Genomic DNA, 22,389 nt, shown 5'->3' with positions numbered 1-22,389 from the left:
GCCCTCCCCCCGTCCCGCGTGCGAGACGGGGGGAGGCGTTTTTTCTCCCCCCTTGATGTCCGATCTCTCCGTCCCCGTCACCGTCCTCCCGAATGGCGAGGGGCTCGCGCTCCCCGCCCACGCCACACCCGACGCGGCAGGGCTCGACCTGCGCGCGGCCGTCCCCGCCGACGCCCCGATGACGCTGGCGCCCGGCGCGTTCGCGCTCGTCCCGACCGGCCTGCAAATCGCCCTGCCGGACGGGACGGAGGGGCAGGTCCGCCCGCGCTCCGGGCTCGCGTTCAAGCACGGCGTGACCGTTCTCAATAGCCCCGGCACCATTGATTCGGGGTATCGAGGGGAGGTGGGCGTGTTGCTGATCAACCACGGCCCGGCGCCGTTCGAGGTTGTGCGGGGCGAGCGGATCGCGCAGCTCGTGGTCGCGCGGTACGAGCGCGTCCGGTTCGATGCCGTCGACTCGCTCGACGACACGGAACGGGGGGGCGGCGGGTTCGGCTCGACGGGCGCGCGCTAGCGCTCCACGCGGGCCAGCAGGGCCAACCACCGCGCGCGGACGGCCTCGGGGGCGTAGGCGGCGTCGAAGCGCGCCCGTGCGGCGCGGCTGGCGCCCAGCCACACCTCGGGCGACGCGAGGCTTGTGACGGCCGCTGCGAGCGCCTCGGCGTCGGGCGGCACGAGCACGCCGGCCCCGTCGCGGACGACCTCCGGGAGGGCGGCGTGCGCCACGCCGACGACCGGCGTCCCGGCCCCGAGCGCCTCCAGCACGGCGACGGGCAGCGCCTCGCTCGGGTGCGTCGACGGGAAGAGGAGGAGGTCGGCGTCGAGCACGAACCGCTTGATGGCGGCGTGCGGCACGCCGCCGTGCGCGACGACCCGGCCCGCCAGCCCCAGCGCCTCGACGCGGCCGGCGAACGCGGCCTCGGCATCGGGCGACGGCCACCGCCCCACCAGGTCGAGCCGGACGTCGTGGGCCGCCGCGAGCCGGGCGGCAGTTTCGAGCGCGAGGTCGTAGCCCTTCTCGGGCATCAGGTTGCCCAGGAACAGCAGCCGCAGGCCGGGGCGGGCGGCCCGTGCCGTGCGCGCGGCCTCGACCTCAGCGGCCGTGCACAGCACGTCGGCGCCGACGGTGTTCGGGATCACGACGCGCTTCTCGGCGGGGACGAACGGCGCCGCGCGGTCCGCCAGCCCGTCCGTCAGGAACACGACGGCCGCGCACCGCGCGACGACGCGCCGCGCGGTCCAGCGCGTCGGGCCGGCGAACATCCGGTCGAAGTAGGCGCGGTGGACGACGGCGACGACGGGGCGGGTGGGGCCAAACGCGGGCAGCGTCGTCAGCACGTCGCGGGCGTGGCCGAGCGGGTGCGGCGAGATCGACGCCCACAGCGCGGGCGCCTCGGGCGCGGCGGCGAGCGCGCGGCGCAGGCGGCGGCCCGTCGCGAGGTAGTGGCCGGCCCGGCGCCAGCCCCACCGCGCCTCCGTCGAGACGAGCGCGTCGCCCTCGGGCGCCGACGTGCTCACCCGGACGACCGGCCGCGACGCGCCCACCAGCTCCGCCAGGCGGTCGGTCGCCAGCGTCTGGCCATCGAGCGGCGGGGGAAAGCGGCCGACGACGGCGACCGGGCGGGCGTCGGGCATCAGTCGGGGATGGCTTGGAAGGCGCGCGGGCGGCGGGCGGCGACCCGCAAGGCCGCGAGCGCGGCGCGGGCCGGGAGGGAAAGGCCCCGGTCGGCGCGCTCGCCGCCGGCTTCGATGGCGGCCCAGAGCCCGTCGGCGAAGTCGTCGAGCCCGAAGGCCGACACGATCGCGCGCGAGCGGTCGCCGAAGGCGGCGCGCTCGGCGTCGGACAGGGCCGCGATCCGGGCCAGGCGGTCGGCGAGCGCGGCGGGGTCTCCGGCGGGCACGGTGAAGCCGTTCGCGCCGGGGGCGACGAGGTCGACCGCGCAGCCGGCGCCGTCGGACACGACGACGGGCAGCCCGGCAGCCATGGCCTCGTTGACGACGAGCCCCCAGGTGTCCTTGTGCGACGGCAGGACGAGGGCGTCGGCGCGGCCGTAGGCGTGGCCGAGCGCGTCGCCACTCGCGAAGCCGGAGAACGTCACGCCGGGCCCGGCGGCGGCCTCCAGCGCCTGGCGCTCGGGCCCGTAGCCCACGACGGCCAGCTCCCACGGGGCGGCCGCGTCGGCGCGGTAGAGGGCGTAGGCGTCGACCAGCACGTCGATGCCCTTGATGGGTGTCAGCCGCGACACGGCCAGGAAGCGGCGCGCGTCGTCGGGCGCGCGCTCGGCACGCGCCTCGGCCGCGAGCCGGGCGAAGCGGGCGTTGTCGACGACGTCGACCGGCTGGAAGGCGTGCGACGGCGGGATCCCGAGGTCGACGGCATAGGCGCGCTGGGGCGTCCCGGCCACGAGCGCCGCGTCGAACTGGCCCACGAGCGCGCGCTTGACGGCCTCGCGCCAGGCCGCGCGGTCGGCGTCCTGGCGGCGGCTGTCGAACAGCATGACGGCCGTGCGGCGGCGGCGGCGGCTCCACGCCAGCCCGGCGCGCGAGTCGGGCGTGGAGTAGCTGGCGACGGCGAGGGCGTCGGGGTCGATCCGGTCGAGGGCCGCCCGCATCGCCCGCGCCATCTCCGGCCCGGGGACCGACTCGAACGAGCGCCCCGGGAAGAGCGTCTCGCGGCGGTACGGCGCGGCGTCCGCCTGCGCGTCCCAGACGTAGGTCTCGTCGTCCGACGCCGTCTCCAGCGCCACCAGCTCCACGCCGCGTGCTGCGAGCGCTCGCCCCAGCGCCGCCAGCCGAGCGACGTGGTACGGGCCGAAGCGGCCCCACGAAACGCAGACGCGGCGGATCGGTCTCACGGCTGACGGAGGGCGGCGGCGATGACGTCGGCGAAGCGGTCGACGGCGTGCGCCTCGGCATACGCGGCGGCGCGGGCGGGGGCGAAGCCGGTGTCCGGCGCCGCGGCGGCGGTCGCGAGCGCGGCGGCGAGCGCAGCCCGGTCGGCCGTGTCGACGGCCTGCCCGAGGGCGTGCGCGCGGACCTCGCGGCCCACCATCCCCTCCGCCGTCGCCAGCAGCGGCCGGCCGGCGGCGGCGGCGCGGAGCACGACGCCGCTCGACCCGACGTGGCCCCGGTACGGCGCCAGCACGACGTCGGCGGCCGTCACCAGGTCGTCCAGTTCGCCGTCGGGCACGAACCGCTCCTGGAAGACGACGTGGGCGGCCGTCTGGCGCGCGGCGTCGACCGCCGCCCGAAGGCGCGGCCGCATGTCGTCGTACGTCTTCCCGACGACGACCAGCGCCAGCCGACGGGCCGCCTCGTCGGGCACGTCCGTCAGCGCCTCCAGCACGTCGAAGACCCCCTTGCGCACCTCCAGCGACCCGAACAGCAGGAGCATCGTCCGCCCGTCCTCGACCCCGAGCGACGCGCGGACGGCGCCGGCCGAGCGGCCTGGCGCCGGCGTCTCGACGGGGTCGGGGAGCCAGCGCGCGTCGAGGCCGAGGCGGCGGAGCGGGGCGACGGCGTCGGGGTCGAGGGCGAGGACGGCGCCGAGGTGGGGGTTGCGGGCGGCGAGCCGGAGCAGGGCCGTCTTGCGGAGCCGGCTGATCCGGTCGCCGAGGCCGGTCGCCGGCTCGTGCAGCGTGGCCCGGAGCAGGATGCCCGAGACCCGCGTCGGGACCTCGAACCGCAGGCCGGTCGCCAGCGCGAGCTGGGTGTGGTCGAGCGCGGGGAGGAAGACCTGGGCCGCGCGCGCGGCCCGGATGGCGTCGCCGACGACGGCGCCGACGGCGCGGCCAGCCGCCCAGAGCGAGCCCGGCGCGGCGAGCGGCGACACGTCGAGGGCGCGCGTGTCGACGGCCGCGAGCGCGTCCGACTCCGCGTCGAGTAGGACCGGGTGCGCGGCGACGGCGATCCGGCCGACGTCGCGCGTCGCCAGCCCGCCGACGATCCAGCGGAGGTACTCGGCATGGTGGCCGCCCGCGTACGGCGCCACGATCAAGAGGTCGGGCGGCGTCACCGGACGTGCGGCGCGAGCAAGGCCAGCAGCCGCTCGGCGCCCGCGTCCCAGTTCAGCACGCGGTCGTACTTCGCGCGCGCCGTCGTCGCCAGCCGGCCGTAGGCGGCGCGGTCGGACCACAGCTCGAGGGCGCGGTCGGCGATGACCTGGGGGCGCTCCTGGAAGCGGAACAGCACCCCGGCGTCGTCGCCGACGGTCGTCGGCATCCCGCCGATGTCGGTCGTGAGGGACGGGAGCCCGAAGGCGGCGGCCTCGGCGAAGACGCAGCCGAAGTCCTCGGCGCGGACCGGCATGCAGAGAAAGTGGCTCTCGGCGAACAGCGCGCGCAAGCGGTCGCGCTCGGCGGGCACGTCCTTGCGCAAAAAGCCCGTCGCCCGGAGCAGGGGGTGCGCGTCGACGGGCGGGTGCGACCCGGCGACGGTCAGCGTCGTCGGCACGCCGCGCGCGGTCATCACTTCGGCCACCCGGAGCGCGACGTCGCCGCCCTTGCGGACCCAGCCGCCGCCGACGAACAGCAGGCGGCACACGTCGCGCGACCGGGCCGCGACGGCGTCGGCGATGGCCTCGGCCGGGGGCACGTCGCCCGGCTCGAGGTTCGCCCCGTACTCCACGACGTGGACGGAGCCGTCGTCGACACCGTAGTAGCCGCGCGCGGAGTCGGCGCCGTGGGCCGTCGCGAAGGCGGCGACCGTCGAGCGCTCGATGGCCGCGCGCTCGACGGCGTGCGCCTCGATGACGTGGGCGTCCGGCAGGCCGGTAAAGTCGGGGTAGAAGAGCAGGTTGGCCTCGAACGTGGCGTCGGGCCAGCACGCGGTCGGGCAGTCGGCGTCGAGCGCCGCGAGCGGCAACGTGCTCATCGTCACGACGGCGTCGGGCCGGAGCGCGGCGATCTGGGGGGCGGCGTCGGCGGCCAGGCCCCGGACGCTGGCCCAGGTGTGGGCGCGGAGGTAGGTCTGGCCCCCGAGGCGGTAGCGGAGCTTGGCCAGCCGCCCGCGGACGGCGCCGCCCTGGGCCAGCGGCCCGACGACGCTCAGCCGGTCGACCCGCTGGCGGAGCGCGTGCGTCACGTAGTAGGGGACGCCCGAGAACGACCGGATGTCGGCGGGGTCGTGGGCGGTGACGAAGGCGAGGTGCATGGGCGGGGGCGGGCGGACCAGCGACGAGGGGGCAGTCAGGGCGGCCTAGCGGCCGAGCCGCGCGCGGAGCTTGTCGCGGAGGGCGACCGGGAGGTCTCGGGCGGTCTTGGCGAGCGACCGGCCGGGGAGGCCGACCTGGCGGCCGGCCCACGACCGCCACGCGTCGCCGTCGAGCGTCCAGAACGGGCCGTCGGGGCGGAGCACCTCGGCGAACAGGCGCCGGAGGCCGTAGCGCTTTTCGGCCGGGACGTGCCACACGGTGAGGTCGAGGTCGGGCGCGCGGGCGTCGTCGCCGCTCAGGAGCGTCGTCCAGATCCGCCGGAGGTAGGGGTTGGCCGTGCCGTAGGGCGCGCCCAGGACGTGGTACACCAGGCCGAGCGCGTGGGCCTCCTCGTTGTACTTGGGGAGCCCCGCCGCGTGGCGCCGGAGCATCTCGGCCCACAGCGCGTCCAGCATCTCGTCGGCGCGGCGCAGGGCGTCGCCGGTCGCGGCCACCAGCTCGCCGCCGAGGTAGGGCGGAGCGGCGTCGGGCGGGCCCGCGCCGAAGGCGGGCGCCAGTTCGGCGTGGAGCGCGCCCAGGTCCGCCAGCGTCAGCCCGTTCTCGGCGACGCCCTCGGGCCGCCCGAGGTCGTACGTCAGCGTCCCGTGGCGGCGCGTCATGGCGGCCATCCGGTCGGGCGCGCGGGCCCAGACGCAATCCGAGTCGAGGAGCATCGCCACGCCGTCGTCGGGGGTCCGGGCGGCGAGGTCGCGGAGCGCGTCGAAGACGTAGAACTGGTTCCGCCAGGCCCCGTAGTAGCCCTCCGGCGGCTGGAACGAGTAGCCGAGGCGGACGACCTCGACGCCGAGCCGGTCGAGGAACGGCCCCATCGGCTGCCCGTCGACGGCGGGGACGGCCGGGACGTTCGTGTAGAGCACGAGCCGGGCGCCGGGCGCCCACCGCCTGGCCGAGGCGAAGAAGACGGCGACGCACCGCCAGTAGACGGCCTGGAAGCGGTCCGACGACGGCGCGCCCTGCCCGACGACCTGCGGGTAGAGGCTCTCTTCATCGGGGGACTCGGCGTAGAGCCACGTCGAGAGGGTGAGGGGGGCCATGCGGGGGCGCGTCGGGGAGGCGAAGGTAGGGCCGGGCTCCGGCGGCGGACGCCCGGGAGGGCCGGTTCAGAGGCAATTCGACCGGCGCGTCAGCGGCGCAGGAGGGCGGCGACGAGGGCCCGGGGCGCGATCAGCCCAGCGGCCCAGACGGCGAGCAGGGCCGTGGCGGCGACGAGGGGCAAGGCCACCAGCAGCGGGACCCCCAGCGCGGAGGCCGCCAGCGCCGGGAGCAGCCCGCCACCGACCCCCGCGAGCGCGGCGCGCCCGAACAGCTCCGGGTGGAGCGTCCCCGTGTGGCGGCGGTAGCGCCACGCCATCCCCGCCATCACGACGGCCTCGCTGGCGAGCGTCGCCGTGGCCGCCCCGACGATCCCGAGCGCGGGGATGAGCGCGACGTTGAGGACCACGTTCGCGATGCCGCCGCCGATGGCGGCCTTGAGGTAGGCCGTCTCGTCGTTCCAGGCCATCAGCGGGACGCCGAACGTCATGCTCACGTAGATCAGCGCGGCGTACGCGAACAGGACGCGCAGCGCCGGCCCGGCGCCGACGTACTCCGGCCCGAACAGGAGGGCCAGCAGGTCGGGGGCGAACACGGCGCCGGCGAGCGCGAACGGCGGCCCGAGCGCCAGCAGCGCGCCGCCGAACCGGCGGCCCTCGCGGCGCATCGCGTCGGCCGAGCCGAAGGCGCTCGACAGGGCGGGGAAGAAGGCCGAGTACAGCACGCCCGCCGCGGCGATGCCCACGGCGTACAGCTTGTAGCTGGCCTCGTAGAGCCCCACCTCGGCCGTCGTCCGGAACGCCTCGATCATCAGCTTGTCGACGTTGTAGTAGAGCTGCATCACGAACCCGGACACCGCCAGCGGGATCGCGGGGGCGAGGAGCACCTTCCAGCCCGCGAGGTCGAACCGGGGCCGGGGCACCCCGGCCTCGCGCGCGTAGACGACCAAGAGCACGAGGTTGGCCACGGCGGGGCCCGCCGCGAGCGCCGCCGCGGCCCACACCACGTCGTCGGGCCCCCGGACGGTCGCCAGCGCCACGGCGACCGTCACGACCGCCGCGCCCGCGTTGCGGAGCGCCGAGACGCCCATCTCCTCGCGCGCCTGGTACACCCAGTCGAGCTGGACGGCGCGGGCGACGACGAGCACGCCGAGCACGAGGACGGTCGCCTGGTACGCGGGCCCGAGCCCGAGCGCGACCGTCGTGGCGACGAACGCGGCGGTCGCCCCGGCGGCCAGCGCGAGCCGCGCGCCGAGCAGGAGCGGCAGGATCTCGGCCTCGCGCGCCCCGTCGCGCGCCGCCTCGCGGACGGCGACGGCGTCGAACCCGAGCGTGACGACGAGCACGAAGTACGACACGAGCGCCATCCCGAAGGCCACCATCCCCAGCCGCTCTGCGCCCAGCGCGCGGCCGAGGTGGACCCAGATCACGAACCCGACCACGAGCGTGACGACCTGCGCCAGCGCCAGCCAGACCACGTTGCGGACCAGGCGGGAGGGGCCGCTCACGCGTCCCGGAGCCGGTCGGCCGCGCGGTCGGCCGCCCCGTGCGCCAGCGCCAGCGTCAGCGTCACGACGAGCATCTGGTCGAGCACGGCGAACGGGTTCGACGTGATGACGACCGGGGTGAAGGCGGCGATCGCCGCGCCGGCCCCGAGCGCCGGGGCCCGGATCGCCCAGGGCAGCGCGAGCTGCCGCGCCGCCCACGCCGCGCGCGCCATCGCGCCGATCCAGACCGACATGAACAGCGCCACGCCCCAGAGCCCCGTCTTGAACCACAGGGACAGGTAGCCGTTGTGGAAAAAGGCCCAGCTCCGGGTGCCCTCGGCGATGATGCTGTAGTGGGTCACCTGCACGCCCCAGCCGTAGCCCAGGATGGGGTTGGCGCGCAGCCGCTCCCAGACGGCCGCGCTCTCGGCGACGCGGTTCAGGATCGAGATGTCGGAGCCGGCGTTCCCGATCGAGACCAGCCGGTCGAGCGCGCCGAGCGCGACGAGCACGATCTGCTCGCGGAAGAGCAGCACCGCGACGGCCACCAGGATGCCGACCCCGAGCGCGCCGTAGCCGAGGATCCGCCGCCGCCCCCGGCCCGGCACCACGACGGCCATCGCCAGGATCCCGAACGTCCCCGCGATCCAGTACCCGCGCGACTTGGTGATGAGCAGGCCCACCAACAGCAGGCCCGCCAGCGCGACCGAGCCCAGCGTCCGCGCGCGGTCGCGCGCGACGGCGGCGCTCGCGAGCGCCAGCAGCATCCCCGCCGTGATCGAGATCTCGCTGACGTTGAAGCGGGCGTCGGCGATCTCGTAGAGCGCGGCCGCGCCCGAGATCGCGTTGCGGAACAGGACGGCGTTCTGGATGGCCGCCGCGACGCCGAACGCGCACAGCACGGCCGCGATCGCCACGGCCCCGCGGCCCTCGCGCACGCACACGTCCTTGACGGGCAGGTAGAAGAGGAAGGGCAGCGTCGCCAGCAGGTCGGCCCGGAAGTCGTAGGCGTCGGCGCCGAACAGCAGCCCCAGCCCGGCAGCGACGACGAACCCGACGGTGCCCCAGGCGACGGCCGCCGCGTCGAACACGGTGCGGACGAGCGGCCGCGCCGACGCCAGCGCCACGACGTACCACTGGGCGAGGTAGCCCACGAGCGCGAGCCCGGCGACGACCTCGACGGCCGACAGCCCGGCCTCACCGCCGATCTGGGCGATCTGGAGCAGCAGCACGCCCACCAGCCGCGCCAGCGGGCTCGGCTTGGCGAGCGCGACGGCCAGCCCGAGCCCGGCGGCCAGCGCGAGCGCCGTCAGAGCCAGCGTCTCGCCCGCGGCGGCCAGCATCAGCACGAGCGCCAGCACGCCGACGCCGAGCGCGACGACGCCGGCCGACACCGCCCCGAGCACCGCGCGGCCGGCTGGCGCCGGGGGGGCGGGCAGGCTCACGCCGTCCGGAGCCGGACGAGCACGGACGGGCCCCACCGGCGGAGCACGGCCAGCACCAGCACCAGCACCACCATCACGATGCCGGCCGAGGCCGTCGCGGCCAGCACGATCAGCGAACGGCGCGGCTCGGCCTTGCGGACCGGCGGCGTGGCGGGATCCAGGATCTGGACGGCGTCGGCCTCGCGGCGCTCCTGGAGCGCGGCCTGCTCGTAGAGCGGCTGCACGGTCTCGATGATGGCGCGCTGGAGCGTCAGCTCCTGCATGACCTCGGCGTACTGGCGCTGGACGCGGGGCAGGCCGCCCAGCCCGGGCATCCCCGCCTCGGCCCCGCTCCGCAAGCGGGCGACCTGGCGCCGCGCCGCGTCGACGCCGGCCTTGGCCGCGACGACGCTCGGGTTCTCCGGCCCGAACTGCGAGAGCAGCGCCTGGTACTGGACCTCGGCGGCGGTCACCTCGGCCTGCGTGGTCGCGAGTGCGGAAAAGAGCGCGTCGGCCTGGGCCGTCGGCTCGACGACGCCGGAGCGCTCCTGGAGCGCCTGCATCTCGGCCTGGGCCGAGTCGAGCGCCGCGTTCGCCTCGTCGAGCCGGGTGGCCAGAAAGGCGCGGTTCTCGGCGGCGCTGTTGGCCTGGAACTCGATGTGCCGCTCGTTGAGCCGCTCGACGTAGTAGTTGGCCATCTGGGCCGCCATCTCGGGGTCCTCGTCGAGCACGCTCACGCCGAGGTAGTCGTAGTCCAGGCTGACGGAGAAGTCGGCGCGCTCGGCGAGCACGCCCATGGCAGCCTGCTCCGGGTACGGCTCGTCGCGCAGGTCGTAGCGGTCGACGAGGTCGAACCGCTCGACGACGGACGCGGTCGTGGTGGGGCTGGTCAGGATCGCCATGTAGCGCGTGAACCCGCCGCCGCCGCCGCCGCCGATCAGCGCCGCCGCCGCCGGGGGCAGGTTGCTGAGCGCGCCCGCCAGCAGGCCCCCGCCCCCCGTGTCCTGCAGCAGCACGCGCGTCTCGGCGCGGTAGCGGTTGGGGATCTGCAGCGTGAGGTAGACCGACAGCGCGGCCACGAGGGCCGTCACGCCCACGATCCACCCCAGGCGGCGGTACACGACGCCGGCCGCCCACCACAGGCGGTTCTGGGTCTCCAGGGCGACGGGGTCGACCGGCAAGGCGCCGGCGCCGTCGCCCGAGGCGCCGAGGTCGGTCCGGTCCGAGGTCTCGCGGGGGTCCATGGCGCGGTCCACTAGTTCCGGGTGGCGGTGAAGTACGTCCCGATGAGGAAGCCGAGCGTCGTCACCGTCGTCGTGATCGTCTGGAACAGGAACTGGCGCCGGTCGCGGGCGGCCTCGCGCTCCTCGCGCTGTTCCTGGATGGCGAGGTTCTCGAACTCCGGCGAGTCCGACGTCGGCGGGCGGTCCACGAAGACGGCGTCGCCGGGCTGGACGAGCGTCTCGGGGCCCGCCGTGAACCGGCCGGTCCGGGCGTCGACGGTGTAGACCGTCGTGCCGGCGGGGCCGGGCCCGCCCGCTCGCGCGAGGTACTCGCCCGCTGTCAGGCCGGGGTCGTAGGGGACGTAGCCTGGCGACGACACCTGGCCGAACACGCGGACGACGCCGAGGTCGCGCGGCACGACGAGCCGGTCGCCGTCGCGGAGCCGGAGGTCGAGGCTCCCCGCGAGTGCCGCCGGCACGTCGACTGAGAGCCGGGGGGTCGAGACGTACTCCTGCACGTAGTAGCGGCGCCCGACCAGGCCGAGGTCGCTGAGCCGCCCGAGCGACGTGACCGTCGAGTCGAACATGGCGATGGTGACAGGCCGGTCGGTGGGGTACGCGAGCGGGTCGAGCGCGGCCTGCGGCTCCGTCCGGGCCGTCCGCTCGAGGTAGGCCCCCCGGAGGAGCGCTTGGTCGGTGAGCCCGCCGGCCGCTTCCACGAGCGCCGTGAGCGTGGTCTGGCCCGAGACGATGGGGTAGGTGCCCGGGAAGGCGACGGCGCCGACGGCGCTCGCGTACCCGGCGTCCGGGGCCGCGGCCACGACCGAGATCTGGTCGCGGGGCGCGACGTCGAGCGTCCGGGCCTCCGCCAGCGACACCACGACGCTCTGGGGCTGGCCGCCGACCACGCGCGTGCGGCGCACGGACGCGTCGGCGAGGTCGAGCCCCGGCCCGCCGGCCACGGCGACGAGCGCGGCGGCCGTGTCGTCGGGGCGCCAGTCGTAGGTCCCCGGCCGCTCCACGTCGCCCGCGACCGCCACGCCCTCGCGGACGGGGTCGAACGTCGGCACGAAGACGGCGGCGCCGTCGACGAGCCGCGGGTTGTAGGCGAGGTCGCCCGTGGCGTAGTAGCGGAACAGGTCGACGCGCCGGACGGCGCCGTCCTGATCGGTCACGGTCACGTTGCGGAGCGCGACGCGGCGCTCGACCTCGAACCGCGTCGGCGTCTCGTAGTCGGCCAGCGCCAGCGGGTTGAGCTCGCCCGTCGTCGCGGCGATCGCGTCCTCGACCCGGCCGAGCGCGGTGACGGTCTGGCGGCCCGGTAGGGGCACGGCGCCCGACACGTAGACGGCGAACCGGCGCGGCGCGACGAGCGCGACGTCGGTCGGGACGTTGCGGTACTGGCGGCTGAGCGCGGCGGCGGCGTCGGCGCGGACGGCCGCCAGCGTGCGGCCGGCGGCCCGGAACGTGCCGGCCTCGGCGATCACGAGGAGCCCGTCGGCCGAAACGACGGCCTCGGTCTGGCGCGGCGGCACGCCGACCGAGCCGCCGCCGACCGAGACCACGAACACGTCGCCGGGGCCGACGAGGTACGTCTCGGCGTCGACGGGGCCCGCCAGCACCACGTCCTCGGTGGGGCGGGCGGTCCGGGCGGCGCCCGAGAGCGTGGGGACGCGCGCGGTCGAGGCCGCGGGGGGGATGTACTGGGCGGCTACGTCGGGGCTCGCGCAGAGGCAGCAGACGGCGGCGAGCACGGGCAGAACGATCCCGCGAACGGGAAGGGGCATGGGGGTGCCGGAGGGAGAGCGGGCGTAGCAACCGTCGCCGAAGGTACGGTCCGGTCTGCGAAGCCCAGAGGGAATCGGGAGCCCCCTACGCCGGCGCCCGGCGCTGCCAGCGCCGCCGGAGAGCGCTCAGGGGCGGTCTATCTTCCCGCGCCCTCCCTGCCCCCCATGAAGCTCCCCATCGGCCGTGCCCACGACCTGCTCCGCCGGGTCGGGTACGAGGTGATCCCCGTCCCGGCCGACCGCCTGCTTCGCCGCGCCCCGGACGTGCTGCTCGATGTGGGGGCCAACGAGGGCCAGTTTGCGGCGTCGTTCCGCCAGCGGGGGTTCGCCGGCCGGATCGTGTCGTTCGAGCCGGTCCCCGCCGTGTTCGCGCGGCTCTCCGCCGCCGCCGCCGCCGACGCCGACTGGGCCGTCCGCAACCACGCGCTCGGCGCCGCGCCGGCCCGGCTGCCGATGCACGTCGCCAACCACGACGCCAGCAGCTCGCTGCTGCCGCCGTCGGACCGGATGGGCGAGATGGCCGACTTCCTGTCGTTCGACGCCACCACGGAGGTCGACGTCTTCCGCCTCGACGACCTCTTCGACGAGCTGTGCCGGCCCGGCGAGCGCGTTGCGCTCAAGGTGGACGCCCAGGGCTACGAGAGCGCCGTGCTGGCCGGGGCGCAGGCGTCGCTCGCGCGGATCGACGCGGTCCAGCTCGAGCTCTCGTTCGTGCCGCTCTACGACGGGGAGCCGCCGGCCGAGGCGGTCATGGCCTCGATGCGCGAGCGGGGGTTCGTCCCCGCCTTCGTCGCGCCCGCGTTCGTCCTGCGGCCCTCCCGGCAGTGGCTCCAGGCCGACGTCCTCTTTCTCCGCGACACGCCCTAGGGCCGCCGCGCGATGGAGCCGCCCGGCCCCGACACGCGGGAGGGCGCAGGGGTAGGTTCCGGGCCGCATCGCTGATCCGAGACTGCCCCGCCTTTTCGCCCCCACCTGTGCCCGTCCAGTCCGCCCCCGCCAAGGTCAACCTCGGGCTCCACGTCCTGCGCAGGCGGCCCGATGGCTACCACGACCTGGCGACGGTCTTCCAGCCGATCGGCTGGGCCGACACCGTTTCGGCCGGCCCGGCGCGGCGGCTGGCGCTGGCGACCGACGACCCGGCGCTCAAGACCGACCCCTCGAACCTGATCGTCCGCGCGGCGATGGCGCTCCGCGTGTGGGCGGGCGACGCCCGGCTCGGCGCGCAGATCCACCTGTCGAAGCGGGTGCCCTACGGGGCCGGGCTCGGGGGCGGCTCGTCCGACGCCGCCGCTGCGCTCCGCGTCCTCACCGAGCTGTGGCGGCTCCAGGTCCCCGACGACGTCCTCCGTGCGCTCGCGCTCGACCTCGGCTCCGACGTGCCGTTCTTTCTCGACCCCGTCCCGTCGGCAGCGACCGGCCGGGGCGAGGCGCTGACGCCGCTCCTCGGCGCCGACGGCGCGCCGTGGCGGTGCCCGTTCTCCCTCGTCGTGGCCGTGCCCTACGCCCACGTCTCGACGGCCCAGGCCTTCACCGGCGTCACGCCCGACGACCGCGACCGCCCCGACCTCGCGGCGGCCGTGACCTCGGGCGACATCAACCGGTGGCGGGCCGAGGTCACGAATGACTTCCAGCCGTCCGTCGAGGCCGCTTTCCCGATCGTGGCCACCACGCGCGATCGGCTGGAGGACGCCGGGGCGGACCACACGGTCTTGTCGGGCACGGGGTCGGCGGTCGTGGGCGTGTTCGAGGACCCGGCCGTCGCCGTCGCGGCCCGCAAGACGCTCATGGCCTCAACGCGGGTCTGGCTGGAGCCGGCGGCCGAATAGCGCACGCGGATATCCGGACAGGTCCGCCGCGCCTGCGGATGGCCCTCGGTCCCGCGCGCGCTAGCCCGCCTCGTCCAGCTCGCGCTCGAGCTCGAGCGCGGCGGCCACCAGGTCGTCCTTGACCTTTGCCAGCGTCTCGTGCTGGTCGACGTAGCGCGAGACGGCCTCGCCGATCGAGGTGTCGCGGCGGACGACGGTCCGCTGGCGGCGCTCGACGGCGTCGAGCTCGCGCTCGATGGCCGCGACCGTGTCGGCGGGCGCGAGCGCGGCGCGGACGGCGGCCTCGTCGACGGCCGGCTGCTCCTCGCCGATCCGGTACCGGACGCGGACCACGGCGTCGGCGATGTCGTGCCGCGCGATCGCCGCGAGCACGGCGGCCGTCGGGTCGGGCGCCTCCGTCGCGTCGACCTGGATGGGCACGAACCGTCGGGCCGGGGTGGCGACGAACTCGAACGCCGTCCGCCGCCCGGGCTCCCCGGCGGGGTCGATGTCGACGATCACGAAGCCCTTCTCGGCGTCGTGCTCCTTGAACGAGATCCGCTCGATGGACGAGCTGTAGACGACCGGCGGGCCGTCGCCGCGCGCGAACGCCTCGGCGTTGCGGTCCTGGAACCGGTGGATGTGGCCGAGCGCCACGTAGTCGACGCCGGGCGGCGCCAGCTGGGCGACGGTGAACGTGGGCTCGTGCGCGATCAGGCTGGCGCGCTCGCTGCCGCTCAGCTCGGAGCCCTGCACGGTGAGGTGCGCGCAGACCAGGAGCGGCACGGCCGGGTCGGCGGCCTCCGCGCACGTCTTGACGAACGCCGTGTAGTAGGTCTCGATCGTCTCGCGGATCTCGTGCGGCGTCTTGCCGCGGTACTCGTCGCGGGCCAGGATCTTGGACCGGATCGGCCACGGCAGCGCGATGAGCTGGAGCGGGCCGGACTTGGTCTGGATCGGGCCGTCGGGCTCGCTCGCGGCCCGGAACGTCGGCTGGGTGAACACGTCGACGCGGCCGTCGAGCACGCCGAAGATGTCGATCGACGAGGCCTTCCCGAAGCTGACGGGGTGGTCGTGGTTGCCGACGATCATGGCAACCGGGATGCCGGCCTCGGCGATCGGGCGGAGCGCCTCGGCAAACTGGCGCTGCTGGGTCGGCGTCGGGTCGGCGGTCCGGTACGCGTCGCCGGCGAACAGGAACAGGTCGACGTCCTGGGCGATCGCGTGCTGGACGAGCACGTCGAACGAGCGGCGGAAGTCGAGGAGGCGCGTGTTGAGGCCGGTCGCCGGGTCGAGCCGCCCGTGCGTCTCGTAGCCGAGGTGGAGGTCGGCGCAGTGGAGGATTTTCATGGGGAGGGATGGGGGATGCGGGGCGGAGGGATGCGGGGGGTGCTCATCCCGAATCCCGCCCCTCCATCCCTCTCGCCATTACCAGCCGATGCGGCCGCCGGAGCCGCCCTGCGTCGGCGGGCGGGGCTGGGCCTGCTCGCGCTCGCGGAAGCCGTCCAGGATCTCGCGCGCCGGGCGGTCGGCATCGGAGCTGTTGCGGCTGCGGGTGCCGCCGGAGCGCCGGGAGCGGGAGTCGCCAGGCCAGTAGCCCGCGTCGCCGATGCGGCTGCGGCGCGTGGGCGGCTGGTAGTTGTCGGGGCGCTCGAGCTGACGGTCGGCGTCGAGCTGGATGTCGTCGGGGCCCTCGGTCTGGAGCTTCGAGAGGAAGGCGCCGACGTTCATGAGTCCCGTCCGGCCGCCCTGGCCGATGCTCGTCGAGGGGTAGGTGATGCGGCGGTCGTCGAAGCCGGTCCACGAGCCGACGACGAGCTCGGGCGTCATGCCGATAAACCAGCCGTCGGCGTTCTCCTGCGTGGTGCCGGTCTTGCCGGCCACGTCGAGCGCGCCGACGCCGCGGAAGCTGCCGAGCCCGCGGCCCGTGCCGGCGCGGACGACCGCGCGCATGGCGTCGAACGTCGTGTACGCCGTCGACGGGTTGAGCACCTCGCGCGCGACCGGCGTGAAGTCGGCGATGACGTTGCCGTAGCGGTCCTCGATGCGGTCGACGGCGAGGACGATGTGGGGCGGGATGTCCGTGTTCTGGGGGCCGTTCTCCTCGAGCGTCGGGCCGTGGTAGACGCCGTAGTTGGCGACGGTCGCGTACGCCGTCACCATCTCGAGCAGCGAGAGGTCCTGGGTGCCGAGCCCGATCGACCGCGCGTAACAGTCGTTCTTGCGGGCCTCGAAGGGCGGGCACGTCTCGGCGTCGAATTCGGGGAGCTCGAGCCGCGTCCGGATACCGAGCTGGTACGCCGTCCGGGCGACCTCGGCGGTCCCGAAGTGCTTGGTGATCCGGGCCGCGACAACGTTGCGCGACGACCGCAGGCCCTCCGCCAGCGTCGTGTAGCCGGCGTAGCTGTTGCCCGAGTTCTTCGGCGCCCAGTCGCCCCACTTGAAGGGGCTGTCGAAGACGCCCGACTGCGGGGAGTATCCGTTGTCGAAGGCCGTCGTGTAGACGAAGAGCTTGAACGTCGAGCCCGGCTGGCGCCGCGCCTGCCCGCCGTGGTCGTACTTGTTGACGACGAAGTTGCGGCCGCCGACCCAGGCCTTGACCTGGCCCGACTGCGGGTCCATCGCGATGAGGCCGGCCTCCAGCCGCGTCCGGGCGGTCTTGAGCGAGTCCATGAAGACGCCGTCGCGGCGGAGCTGGGCGACGGCGGCCTCGGCGGAGAGGTCGCCCGCGACGAGCGAGCGGTAGCGGTCGGTCTGGCCGATGTACTCGTCGACGACGGCGGCATTCCGGCTCCACCAGTAGCCGAACGGGTTCGAGGCCGAGCCCCAGCCGCGGTTGACCTTGTCCTGCAGGAGGTCCATCTGCTCGGCGACGGCTTGCGACGCGAGCGCCTGCATCCGGCTGTCGATGGTCGTCCGGATGACGAGCCCGTCCTTGTAGGGGTCGTAGTCGTTGGCCTCGGCCCACTCCCGGAACCACATGCGCAGCACCTCGGCAAAGTGGGGGGCGAGGTTGTCCTCGTGGCTGTAGACGTCGAAGGCGATCTGGATGGGGGCCTCGCGCGCCTCGGCGTAGGCGGCCTGGTCGAGCACGCCCGCGCCCAGCATGTTCGTCAGGACCACGTTGCGGCGGTCGATGGCGGCCTGGTTCTGGCTCACCGTCAACACCTCGCCGTCGGCGTCGAGGCACTCGGCGGAGGTGCCGTCCGGCGCCAGGCAGGGGTTGTAGCGGCTGTTGGCCGCCAGCATGCCGACGAGCGTGGCGGCCTCATTCGGGTCGAGGTCGGCGGCGGGCTTCGAGAAGAACGTCTGGGACGCGGCCTCGATGCCGTAGGCGTTGTAGAGGAACGGGACCGTGTTGAGGTAGGCCTCCAGGATTTCGGGCTTGGTGTAGGTCCGCTCGATGCGGACGGCGATCAGGATCTCCTTGGCCTTGCGGACGACCGACCGCTCGCCGATCCGGTAGCCGGTCGCGTCGCGGTAGAGGTTGCGCGCCAGCTGCATCGTGATCGTGGACGCGCCGCGCGCGCCGCGGCCCGTCGCGAAGTCCTTGATGATGGCGCCGATGGCGTACATGTCGACGCCCCAGTGCTCGTCGAATCGCCGGTCTTCGGTGGCGATGAGCGCGTTGGGGACGTGGACGCTCATCTCGTCGAGCCCCACCCAGGTCCGGTTCTCGCCGTCGTAGTACCGCGCCAGCTCGACGCCGTCGGCGGTCAGGACCTGGGTCGCCAGCAGGTTGCGCGGGTTCTCGATCTGCTCGAACGACGGGAGCTCCTGGCTGAGGTAGGCGACGACGCCGAGCCCGGCGAACACGCCGAGCCCGACGAGCCCGAGCACGACGGCGAGCGCGCGGCCGACGCGGCGGCGGCGCTCGGCCTCGGGCCCGGTCGGCGGCGGGGGGGCGGAGGGGCCGGTCGGCTCGACGAGCCGGGCGTCGCGGCTGGCGCCGTCGCCGCGGGCGTCGGGCGAGCCGAAAAAGGCGCCGAGCTCGGCGTCCTCGCCGCTCAGCGTCTCGCGCCGGGCGTCGAGCGCGGCGTGGCGGGCGTCGGGCGAGCCGAAAAAGTCGGCGAGGTCGTCGTCGGAGAACGTCGTGGGGTCGTCCATGGAGCCGGGGGGGGCGGTCTCAGGAGAGGGCGGGCGCCGCGGTACGGGGCGCGAGCGATTCGGTGGCGAGCGTCTCGGCGGCGCCGTCGCGCCAGCGCGCGAGGCGGGCGGCGTCGGCGTCGAGCGTGGCGAAGGTGCGGGCGCCGAACCAGTAGCCGGGGTTCAGGTAGAGGCCGGCGGGGCCGGCGTCGAGCGCCGTCGCGTGGCTGTGGCCGAAGGCGACCACGTCGGCGCCGTCGGCGAGGCGGTGCCGGGCGGCGTCGGCGAGGGCGGCCGCCGTCGGGGCGTCCGGGGCGCCGTCGGTGCCGAAGCGGCGGGCGACGGCGCGGGCGAGTGCATAGCCCGTGTCGCCGGGGAGCCCCATGCGGTAGAGGCGGGCCATGAGCGGGGCTCGGAGGAGCGGCTGGAGGCGGTGAGAGAGCCGGTCGGCGAGTGAGTGGGGCCGTCCCTGGCCGTCGCCGTGCGCAATATACAGGGCCCGTTCGCCCAGGCGCGCCTGCCATGCGGGCACAACGGTCACGCCGATGTCGGCCTGGAAGTAGTCGAGGTGCCAGTGGTCCCGGTTGCCGACCACGTAGACGACGCGGGCGCCGGCGTCGGCCCACTCCGCCAGCAGGCCCACGAGCCGGGGCGCGGCCTTGGGGACGAGGTGTTTGTATTCGATAAACTGGTCGTAGACGTCGCCGAGGAGCACCAGCGTCCCGCCCTCGTCGACGATGTCCGCCTCGTGGGCCCGGAGCAGGGCGACGGCGTCGCGCTCGGCCGCCCGCGTGTCGTCGCGGGAGCCTCGGCCGAGGTGGAGGTCGGAGAGAAGGAGCAGCAGGGGGCGCCAGGCGGGATCGGGGGCAAGAAACGGTGCCCCGGGGCCGCTGGTCTCCGCTTCGCGGGAAATGCGGGCGGGGGTTGAGGTGTCAGGTGCTCTCGGGGATATCCGATGCCGCGAGGTCCACGGACCGGCCCGCGAGGTCCTCTCCTGTCCAGAATACGGTGTGTATCCGTCGCTCTATCCGTGCGAGACCGACCGTTGAGACGCGGCAAGGCCGGCGTTGGCCTCCCCTCCCGGACGGGAGGGGCGGGCGAGGGCGACCGTCAGAGCCTCTGCCAGACCGACGCCCTCACCCTGTCCCTCTCCCGGCCGGGAGAGGGGACGCCGTATCGAGGGCCGAGCCTCCTCGCGCCGCCACGACGTATGGATCCACCGTCGCGACTCCGTAGCTGGCTCGCAGCCTTGGGGCCGGCCCCAAGGCTGTGAGCCAGCGTGGGGGCGGTGGCGTGCGTGAGCCGATCGTGCGCACGGGCTCTCCGCGGCGTCTCCCGCAACTTCGGCGACGGCACCCCGTTCGCGGCCCCCACCCGCTGGCCGTCTGTGCAGAACGCGTATCGTCCCCCGTCGAGCTTTGGGCTCTTCCCGCCCGTCGTCAAGAACCTGCTCATCCTGAATGGGCTGGCGTACCTGGCGCAGATGATCTTCCAGGCGCGCTCCGGCGCGCCGTTCTCGGCCGTCGAGATGTGGTTTGCGCTGTGGCCGATCGGCGGGCCCGAGGCCATCCGGTTCGCCGACGGCGTCGTCGCGTTCGGGTCGTTCCAGCCGTGGCAGCTCGTCACGAGCGCGTTTCTGCACGGCGGGTTCGGCCACATCGCGTTCAACATGTTCGGGCTGTGGATGTTTGGGGGCACCATCGAGCGCCAGCTGGGGACGAAGCGGTTCCTGTGGTTCTACCTCGCGTGCGTGCTGGGCGCGAGCGTGCTCCAGGTGGCCGTCACCTCGTGGCCCTTCTTGACGGGCGGCCCCGACGTCGGCATCCCGGTCCCGACGCTCGGGGCCTCGGGCGGCGTGCTCGGCGTGATGGCTGCGTTCGGGCTGCTCCACCCCAACTCGCCGATCTTCCTGCTGTTCTTCCCCGTGCCGATCCCGGCCAAGTGGTTCGTGCTCGGGTACGCCGCCTTCAGCCTGTTCGCCGGGTTCACGGCGGTGCAGGCGGGGGTGGCCCACTTTGCGCACCTCGGCGGGATGGTCACGGGTGCGATCTTGGTGCTCTACTGGCTGGGCCGCCTGCCCGTCCAGCCCCGCACCCGCCTCACCTGACGTCCGTGTCCGCCGACTCCCCCGCGTTCCGCTTCCAGATCTGGCGCGCCGCGCTCCCGCCCGCGCTCCGCCTGCTGCTGACGGTCAACGCCGTGAGCTACCTCGCGGTGATCGTGCTCGGCCTGCTGGCGGCGTTCGGCGTGCCCGGGCTGGCGCTGCTCGACTGGCTGACGCTGTCGCCGGTGCCGGAGGTCGCGCTCGCGCGGCCGTGGACGGTCCTGACGTACGGGTTCGTGAACGCCTTCCTCGGCTTTTTCGGGCTGATCTCGTTTGCCTTCGGGATGTACTGGCTGAACTGGATGGGCCGCGATTTCGAGGAGACGTACGGCTCGGGCGGGCTGCTGGCGGTCTACCTGTTCGGCGCGCTGGGCGGCGCGCTCCTCGCGATCGCGCTCGGCCTGATCCTGCCGACGGCCCCGCTCCGCGCCTATTTCGGCCTGTGGACGCCCGTGACGGCCGTGCTGTGCGCCGTCGGCACGCTGCAGCCGAACCGGGGCGTCGGGCTGTTTTTGCTGGGCGTCGTCCCCATGAAGTGGATCGCGATCGGGTTCGTCGTCCTCAGCTTCGCCTTTTCGCAAGACCTGACCGTGCTCGGCGCGGCGCTGGCGGGGTACGGCTTCGCCCGGGCCCAGATCGCTGGGCGCAACCCGGGCGGGTGGGCGTCGGGGCTGTTCGGTGGCCGCCGCAGGAAGCGGTCCGCCCCGACGGCCTCGCGCAACCCGTTCGCCCGCACGCCCCCGGCGACCATGCGGACGGTCGGGAAGCCCGGCCGGGCCGAGCGGAAGGGGTCGGGCCCGACGCTCAGCGTGGACGAGATCCTGGACAAGATCCTGGAAAAGGGCTACGACAGCCTGACGGCCGACGAGCGCGACGCGCTCGACCGCGCGAGTCGGGACTAGATGCACGACGCCCGCTCCCGGCCTCGATGGACCGTCGGCTGGGTCCTGTACGCCCTGGTCGAGGCGCCGGTCGTGGCCGCCGTGGCGGTCGGGGTGGCGTCGCCGTACCTGCCGCCGCGCGCCTTCTGGTGGGCACAACTGGTGGCCATCGGCCTGCCGTACGCGGCGTGGGCGCTGGCGGCGGCGACGCTGCCGTGGCTGCTCGGCCGGCGCTGGCGGGCCCTCGCCGTCCACGCGCTGCTGCTGGTGATCGTGCTGTGGCGGGCGGGCGGGCCATCGCGGCTGGCGTCGCCTGAGGCCGCGCCCGGCGACCTGGTGGTGACCTCGTTCAACCTCCCCCAGAGCGGCCCGAGCGCCGAGGCGCTGGGCGACTCGGTCGTGGCGTACGTGGAGGCGACCGAGCCCGACCTGCTGCTGATGCAGGACGCCCGGGTCGTGGCCCGGAGCGCGCGGCGGCGGCGCGCGAGCGAGGCCATCCAGGTCGAGGTCGTCCACACGCGGCTGCCCTACGATCTGGTGCTGCCGGCGCAGCTGGCGGGGCGGCGGTCGGGCACGACAAACGCGACCGACGTGCCGTTCTTCGTGCGGCGGGGGGCGGGCATCGAGGTGCTCGACCAGCGGGCGCTCGCGGTCGGCGCGGAGCCCGGGCTCGACGCCTCGCTGGCGCTCCGCACGCACCTGCGGTGGGGCGGCCGCGAGGCCGTCGTGTACAACATCCACCTCCGCTCGTTCGGCAGCCCGAAGCCCTGGGACGACCCGGCCGTCTCGCTCTGGTCCCCGTCGACGTGGCGCCCGTACCTCCGTACCTACCGGACCGTCTACGCCCAGCGCGGCATCGAGACCGAGCGGATCGCCCGCGCCATCGACGAGGAGACGCTGCCGGTCATCATCGGGGGCGACTTCAACTCGACCGCCGACAACTGGAGCTACCGCCGCTTGCGCACGGCCGGCGGCGTCGACCGGATCGACGCCGCGCAGGCGGTCGGGCCCGGCTGGGGGCGGACGTACCGCGCCGACCGCCCGCTCGTCCGCATCGACTTCGTCCTCGTCGACCCGGCCTTCGAGGTGACCTCGGCCGCGACTGCCGCCGTCGGGTTCTCGGACCACCGCCCGGTCCGCACGACGCTGCGCTGGCGTGACGCGGCGCCGGCGGACGTGACGCCTGAGGCGGGCGGGGACGCGGAGTAGCCGGCCGCCCGCCGCGGTGAAACCGGCTTCACACGCTTCCCCGGGGAAACCGCGGGGCCGCACCCGCTTATAGGCCCCAGCCCCGCTCTGCCCCATGCCTGTCGTCTCTCGCCATACGTGCCCCCACGGCCGGACCGCGT

The 22,389-nt window shown here is 74.9% G+C and carries 18 protein-coding genes; 6 read left to right on the top strand and 12 right to left on the bottom strand.

The window, feature by feature from the left end; all coding sequences use genetic code 11:
• Nucleotides 1–55: 55 nt before the first annotated feature.
• Nucleotides 56–514: a dUTP diphosphatase gene (gene dut, locus ACLIRP_RS11460; RefSeq protein WP_412060586.1), complete on the top strand. Its 459-nt coding sequence runs from the start codon at nt 56–58 to the stop codon at nt 512–514.
• On the opposite strand, the gene ACLIRP_RS11455 is transcribed toward dut, so the two are convergent.
• The 9 genes from ACLIRP_RS11455 to ACLIRP_RS11415 form a co-directional block, all read right to left on the bottom strand.
• Nucleotides 511–1,635, bottom strand: a complete 1,125-nt coding sequence (locus ACLIRP_RS11455) for a glycosyltransferase family 4 protein (RefSeq protein WP_412060585.1) — start codon at nt 1,633–1,635, stop codon at nt 511–513. The genes dut and ACLIRP_RS11455 overlap by 4 nt on opposite strands.
• On the bottom strand, nt 1,635–2,855 hold the full coding sequence (locus tag ACLIRP_RS11450) for a glycosyltransferase (protein ID WP_412060584.1): 1,221 nt from the start codon (nt 2,853–2,855) through the stop codon (nt 1,635–1,637). The genes ACLIRP_RS11455 and ACLIRP_RS11450 overlap by 1 nt, the downstream gene beginning before the upstream one ends.
• A complete protein-coding gene (locus tag ACLIRP_RS11445; protein WP_412060583.1) occupies nt 2,852–4,015 on the bottom strand; it encodes a glycosyltransferase in 1,164 nt (387 codons plus the stop codon). The genes ACLIRP_RS11450 and ACLIRP_RS11445 overlap by 4 nt, the downstream gene beginning before the upstream one ends.
• Nucleotides 4,012–5,151: a glycosyltransferase family 4 protein gene (locus tag ACLIRP_RS11440; RefSeq protein ID WP_412060582.1), complete on the bottom strand. Its 1,140-nt coding sequence runs from the start codon at nt 5,149–5,151 to the stop codon at nt 4,012–4,014. The genes ACLIRP_RS11445 and ACLIRP_RS11440 overlap by 4 nt, the downstream gene beginning before the upstream one ends.
• A 45-nt stretch (nt 5,152–5,196) precedes the next feature.
• On the bottom strand, nt 5,197–6,246 hold the full coding sequence (locus ACLIRP_RS11435; RefSeq protein ID WP_412060581.1) for a hypothetical protein: 1,050 nt from the start codon (nt 6,244–6,246) through the stop codon (nt 5,197–5,199).
• Nucleotides 6,247–6,335: 89 nt separating this feature from the next.
• On the bottom strand, nt 6,336–7,751 hold the full coding sequence (locus ACLIRP_RS11430) for a flippase (RefSeq protein WP_412060580.1): 1,416 nt from the start codon (nt 7,749–7,751) through the stop codon (nt 6,336–6,338).
• Nucleotides 7,748–9,175 (bottom strand): O-antigen ligase family protein, encoded by a 1,428-nt coding sequence (locus tag ACLIRP_RS11425; RefSeq protein ID WP_412060579.1) that lies wholly within the window; start codon nt 9,173–9,175, stop codon nt 7,748–7,750. Before ACLIRP_RS11425 ends, ACLIRP_RS11430 begins: the two co-directional genes overlap by 4 nt.
• Nucleotides 9,172–10,410 (bottom strand): GumC family protein, encoded by a 1,239-nt coding sequence (locus ACLIRP_RS11420; protein WP_412060578.1) that lies wholly within the window; start codon nt 10,408–10,410, stop codon nt 9,172–9,174. The genes ACLIRP_RS11425 and ACLIRP_RS11420 overlap by 4 nt, the downstream gene beginning before the upstream one ends.
• Nucleotides 10,410–12,164, bottom strand: a complete 1,755-nt coding sequence (locus ACLIRP_RS11415; RefSeq protein WP_412060577.1) for an SLBB domain-containing protein — start codon at nt 12,162–12,164, stop codon at nt 10,410–10,412. Before ACLIRP_RS11415 ends, ACLIRP_RS11420 begins: the two co-directional genes overlap by 1 nt.
• A 165-nt stretch (nt 12,165–12,329) precedes the next feature.
• Here ACLIRP_RS11415 and ACLIRP_RS11410 point away from each other — a divergent pair, with 165 nt between their 5' ends.
• Nucleotides 12,330–13,031, top strand: a complete 702-nt coding sequence (locus tag ACLIRP_RS11410; protein ID WP_412060576.1) for an FkbM family methyltransferase — start codon at nt 12,330–12,332, stop codon at nt 13,029–13,031.
• Nucleotides 13,032–13,138: 107 nt separating this feature from the next.
• Nucleotides 13,139–13,990 (top strand): 4-(cytidine 5'-diphospho)-2-C-methyl-D-erythritol kinase, encoded by an 852-nt coding sequence (ispE, locus tag ACLIRP_RS11405; RefSeq protein WP_412060575.1) that lies wholly within the window; start codon nt 13,139–13,141, stop codon nt 13,988–13,990.
• Between the two features lie 60 nt (nt 13,991–14,050).
• Here ispE and ACLIRP_RS11400 read toward each other — a convergent pair whose 3' ends face one another.
• From ACLIRP_RS11400 to ACLIRP_RS11390, 3 genes are all read right to left on the bottom strand, one after another.
• Nucleotides 14,051–15,319: a metallophosphoesterase family protein gene (locus ACLIRP_RS11400; protein WP_412060574.1), complete on the bottom strand. Its 1,269-nt coding sequence runs from the start codon at nt 15,317–15,319 to the stop codon at nt 14,051–14,053.
• A gap of 78 nt (nt 15,320–15,397) precedes the next feature.
• Nucleotides 15,398–18,076 (bottom strand): transglycosylase domain-containing protein, encoded by a 2,679-nt coding sequence (locus ACLIRP_RS11395; RefSeq protein WP_412060573.1) that lies wholly within the window; start codon nt 18,074–18,076, stop codon nt 15,398–15,400.
• Between the two features lie 19 nt (nt 18,077–18,095).
• The gene (locus ACLIRP_RS11390) at nt 18,096–18,770 is read right to left on the bottom strand and encodes a UDP-2,3-diacylglucosamine diphosphatase (RefSeq protein ID WP_412060572.1); all 675 of its coding nucleotides are present in this window, start codon (nt 18,768–18,770) and stop codon (nt 18,096–18,098) included.
• A gap of 672 nt (nt 18,771–19,442) precedes the next feature.
• Here ACLIRP_RS11390 and ACLIRP_RS11385 point away from each other — a divergent pair.
• From ACLIRP_RS11385 to ACLIRP_RS11375, 3 genes are read left to right on the top strand one after another with little or no spacing between them, the layout of a single operon-like run.
• A complete protein-coding gene (locus ACLIRP_RS11385; RefSeq protein ID WP_412060571.1) occupies nt 19,443–20,162 on the top strand; it encodes a rhomboid family intramembrane serine protease in 720 nt (239 codons plus the stop codon).
• 5 nt (nt 20,163–20,167) lie between these two features.
• Nucleotides 20,168–21,061 (top strand): DUF6576 domain-containing protein, encoded by an 894-nt coding sequence (locus tag ACLIRP_RS11380; RefSeq protein ID WP_412060570.1) that lies wholly within the window; start codon nt 20,168–20,170, stop codon nt 21,059–21,061.
• Complete coding sequence (locus ACLIRP_RS11375) at nt 21,062–22,249, top strand: endonuclease/exonuclease/phosphatase family protein (protein WP_412060569.1); 1,188 nt, start codon at nt 21,062–21,064, stop codon at nt 22,247–22,249. It abuts the gene before it with no gap.
• The last annotated feature ends 140 nt before the right edge of the window (nt 22,250–22,389 follow it).

The organism is Rubrivirga halophila (assembly GCF_046845755.1).
GTDB lineage: Bacteria > Bacteroidota > Rhodothermia > Rhodothermales > Rubricoccaceae > Rubrivirga.
The sequence above is the reverse complement of the archived record's forward strand: the minus strand, read 5'-3'. Positions and strand labels throughout refer to the sequence as shown.

Bases quoted from the DNA above. Each gene is read 5' to 3' on its own strand.
- dut (WP_412060586.1), top strand. From the start codon at position 56: ATGTCCGATCTCTCCGTCCCCGTCACCGTCCTCCCGAATGGCGAGGGG.
- ACLIRP_RS11455 (WP_412060585.1), bottom strand. From the start codon at position 1,635: ATGCCCGACGCCCGCCCGGTCGCCGTCGTCGGCCGCTTTCCCCCGCCG.
- ACLIRP_RS11440 (WP_412060582.1), bottom strand. From the start codon at position 5,151: ATGCACCTCGCCTTCGTCACCGCCCACGACCCCGCCGACATCCGGTCG.
- ACLIRP_RS11435 (WP_412060581.1), bottom strand. From the start codon at position 6,246: ATGGCCCCCCTCACCCTCTCGACGTGGCTCTACGCCGAGTCCCCCGAT.
- ACLIRP_RS11415 (WP_412060577.1), bottom strand. From the start codon at position 12,164: ATGCCCCTTCCCGTTCGCGGGATCGTTCTGCCCGTGCTCGCCGCCGTC.
- ACLIRP_RS11410 (WP_412060576.1), top strand. From the start codon at position 12,330: ATGAAGCTCCCCATCGGCCGTGCCCACGACCTGCTCCGCCGGGTCGGG.
- ACLIRP_RS11400 (WP_412060574.1), bottom strand. From the start codon at position 15,319: ATGAAAATCCTCCACTGCGCCGACCTCCACCTCGGCTACGAGACGCAC.
- ACLIRP_RS11395 (WP_412060573.1), bottom strand. From the start codon at position 18,076: ATGGACGACCCCACGACGTTCTCCGACGACGACCTCGCCGACTTTTTC.
- ACLIRP_RS11375 (WP_412060569.1), top strand. From the start codon at position 21,062: ATGCACGACGCCCGCTCCCGGCCTCGATGGACCGTCGGCTGGGTCCTG.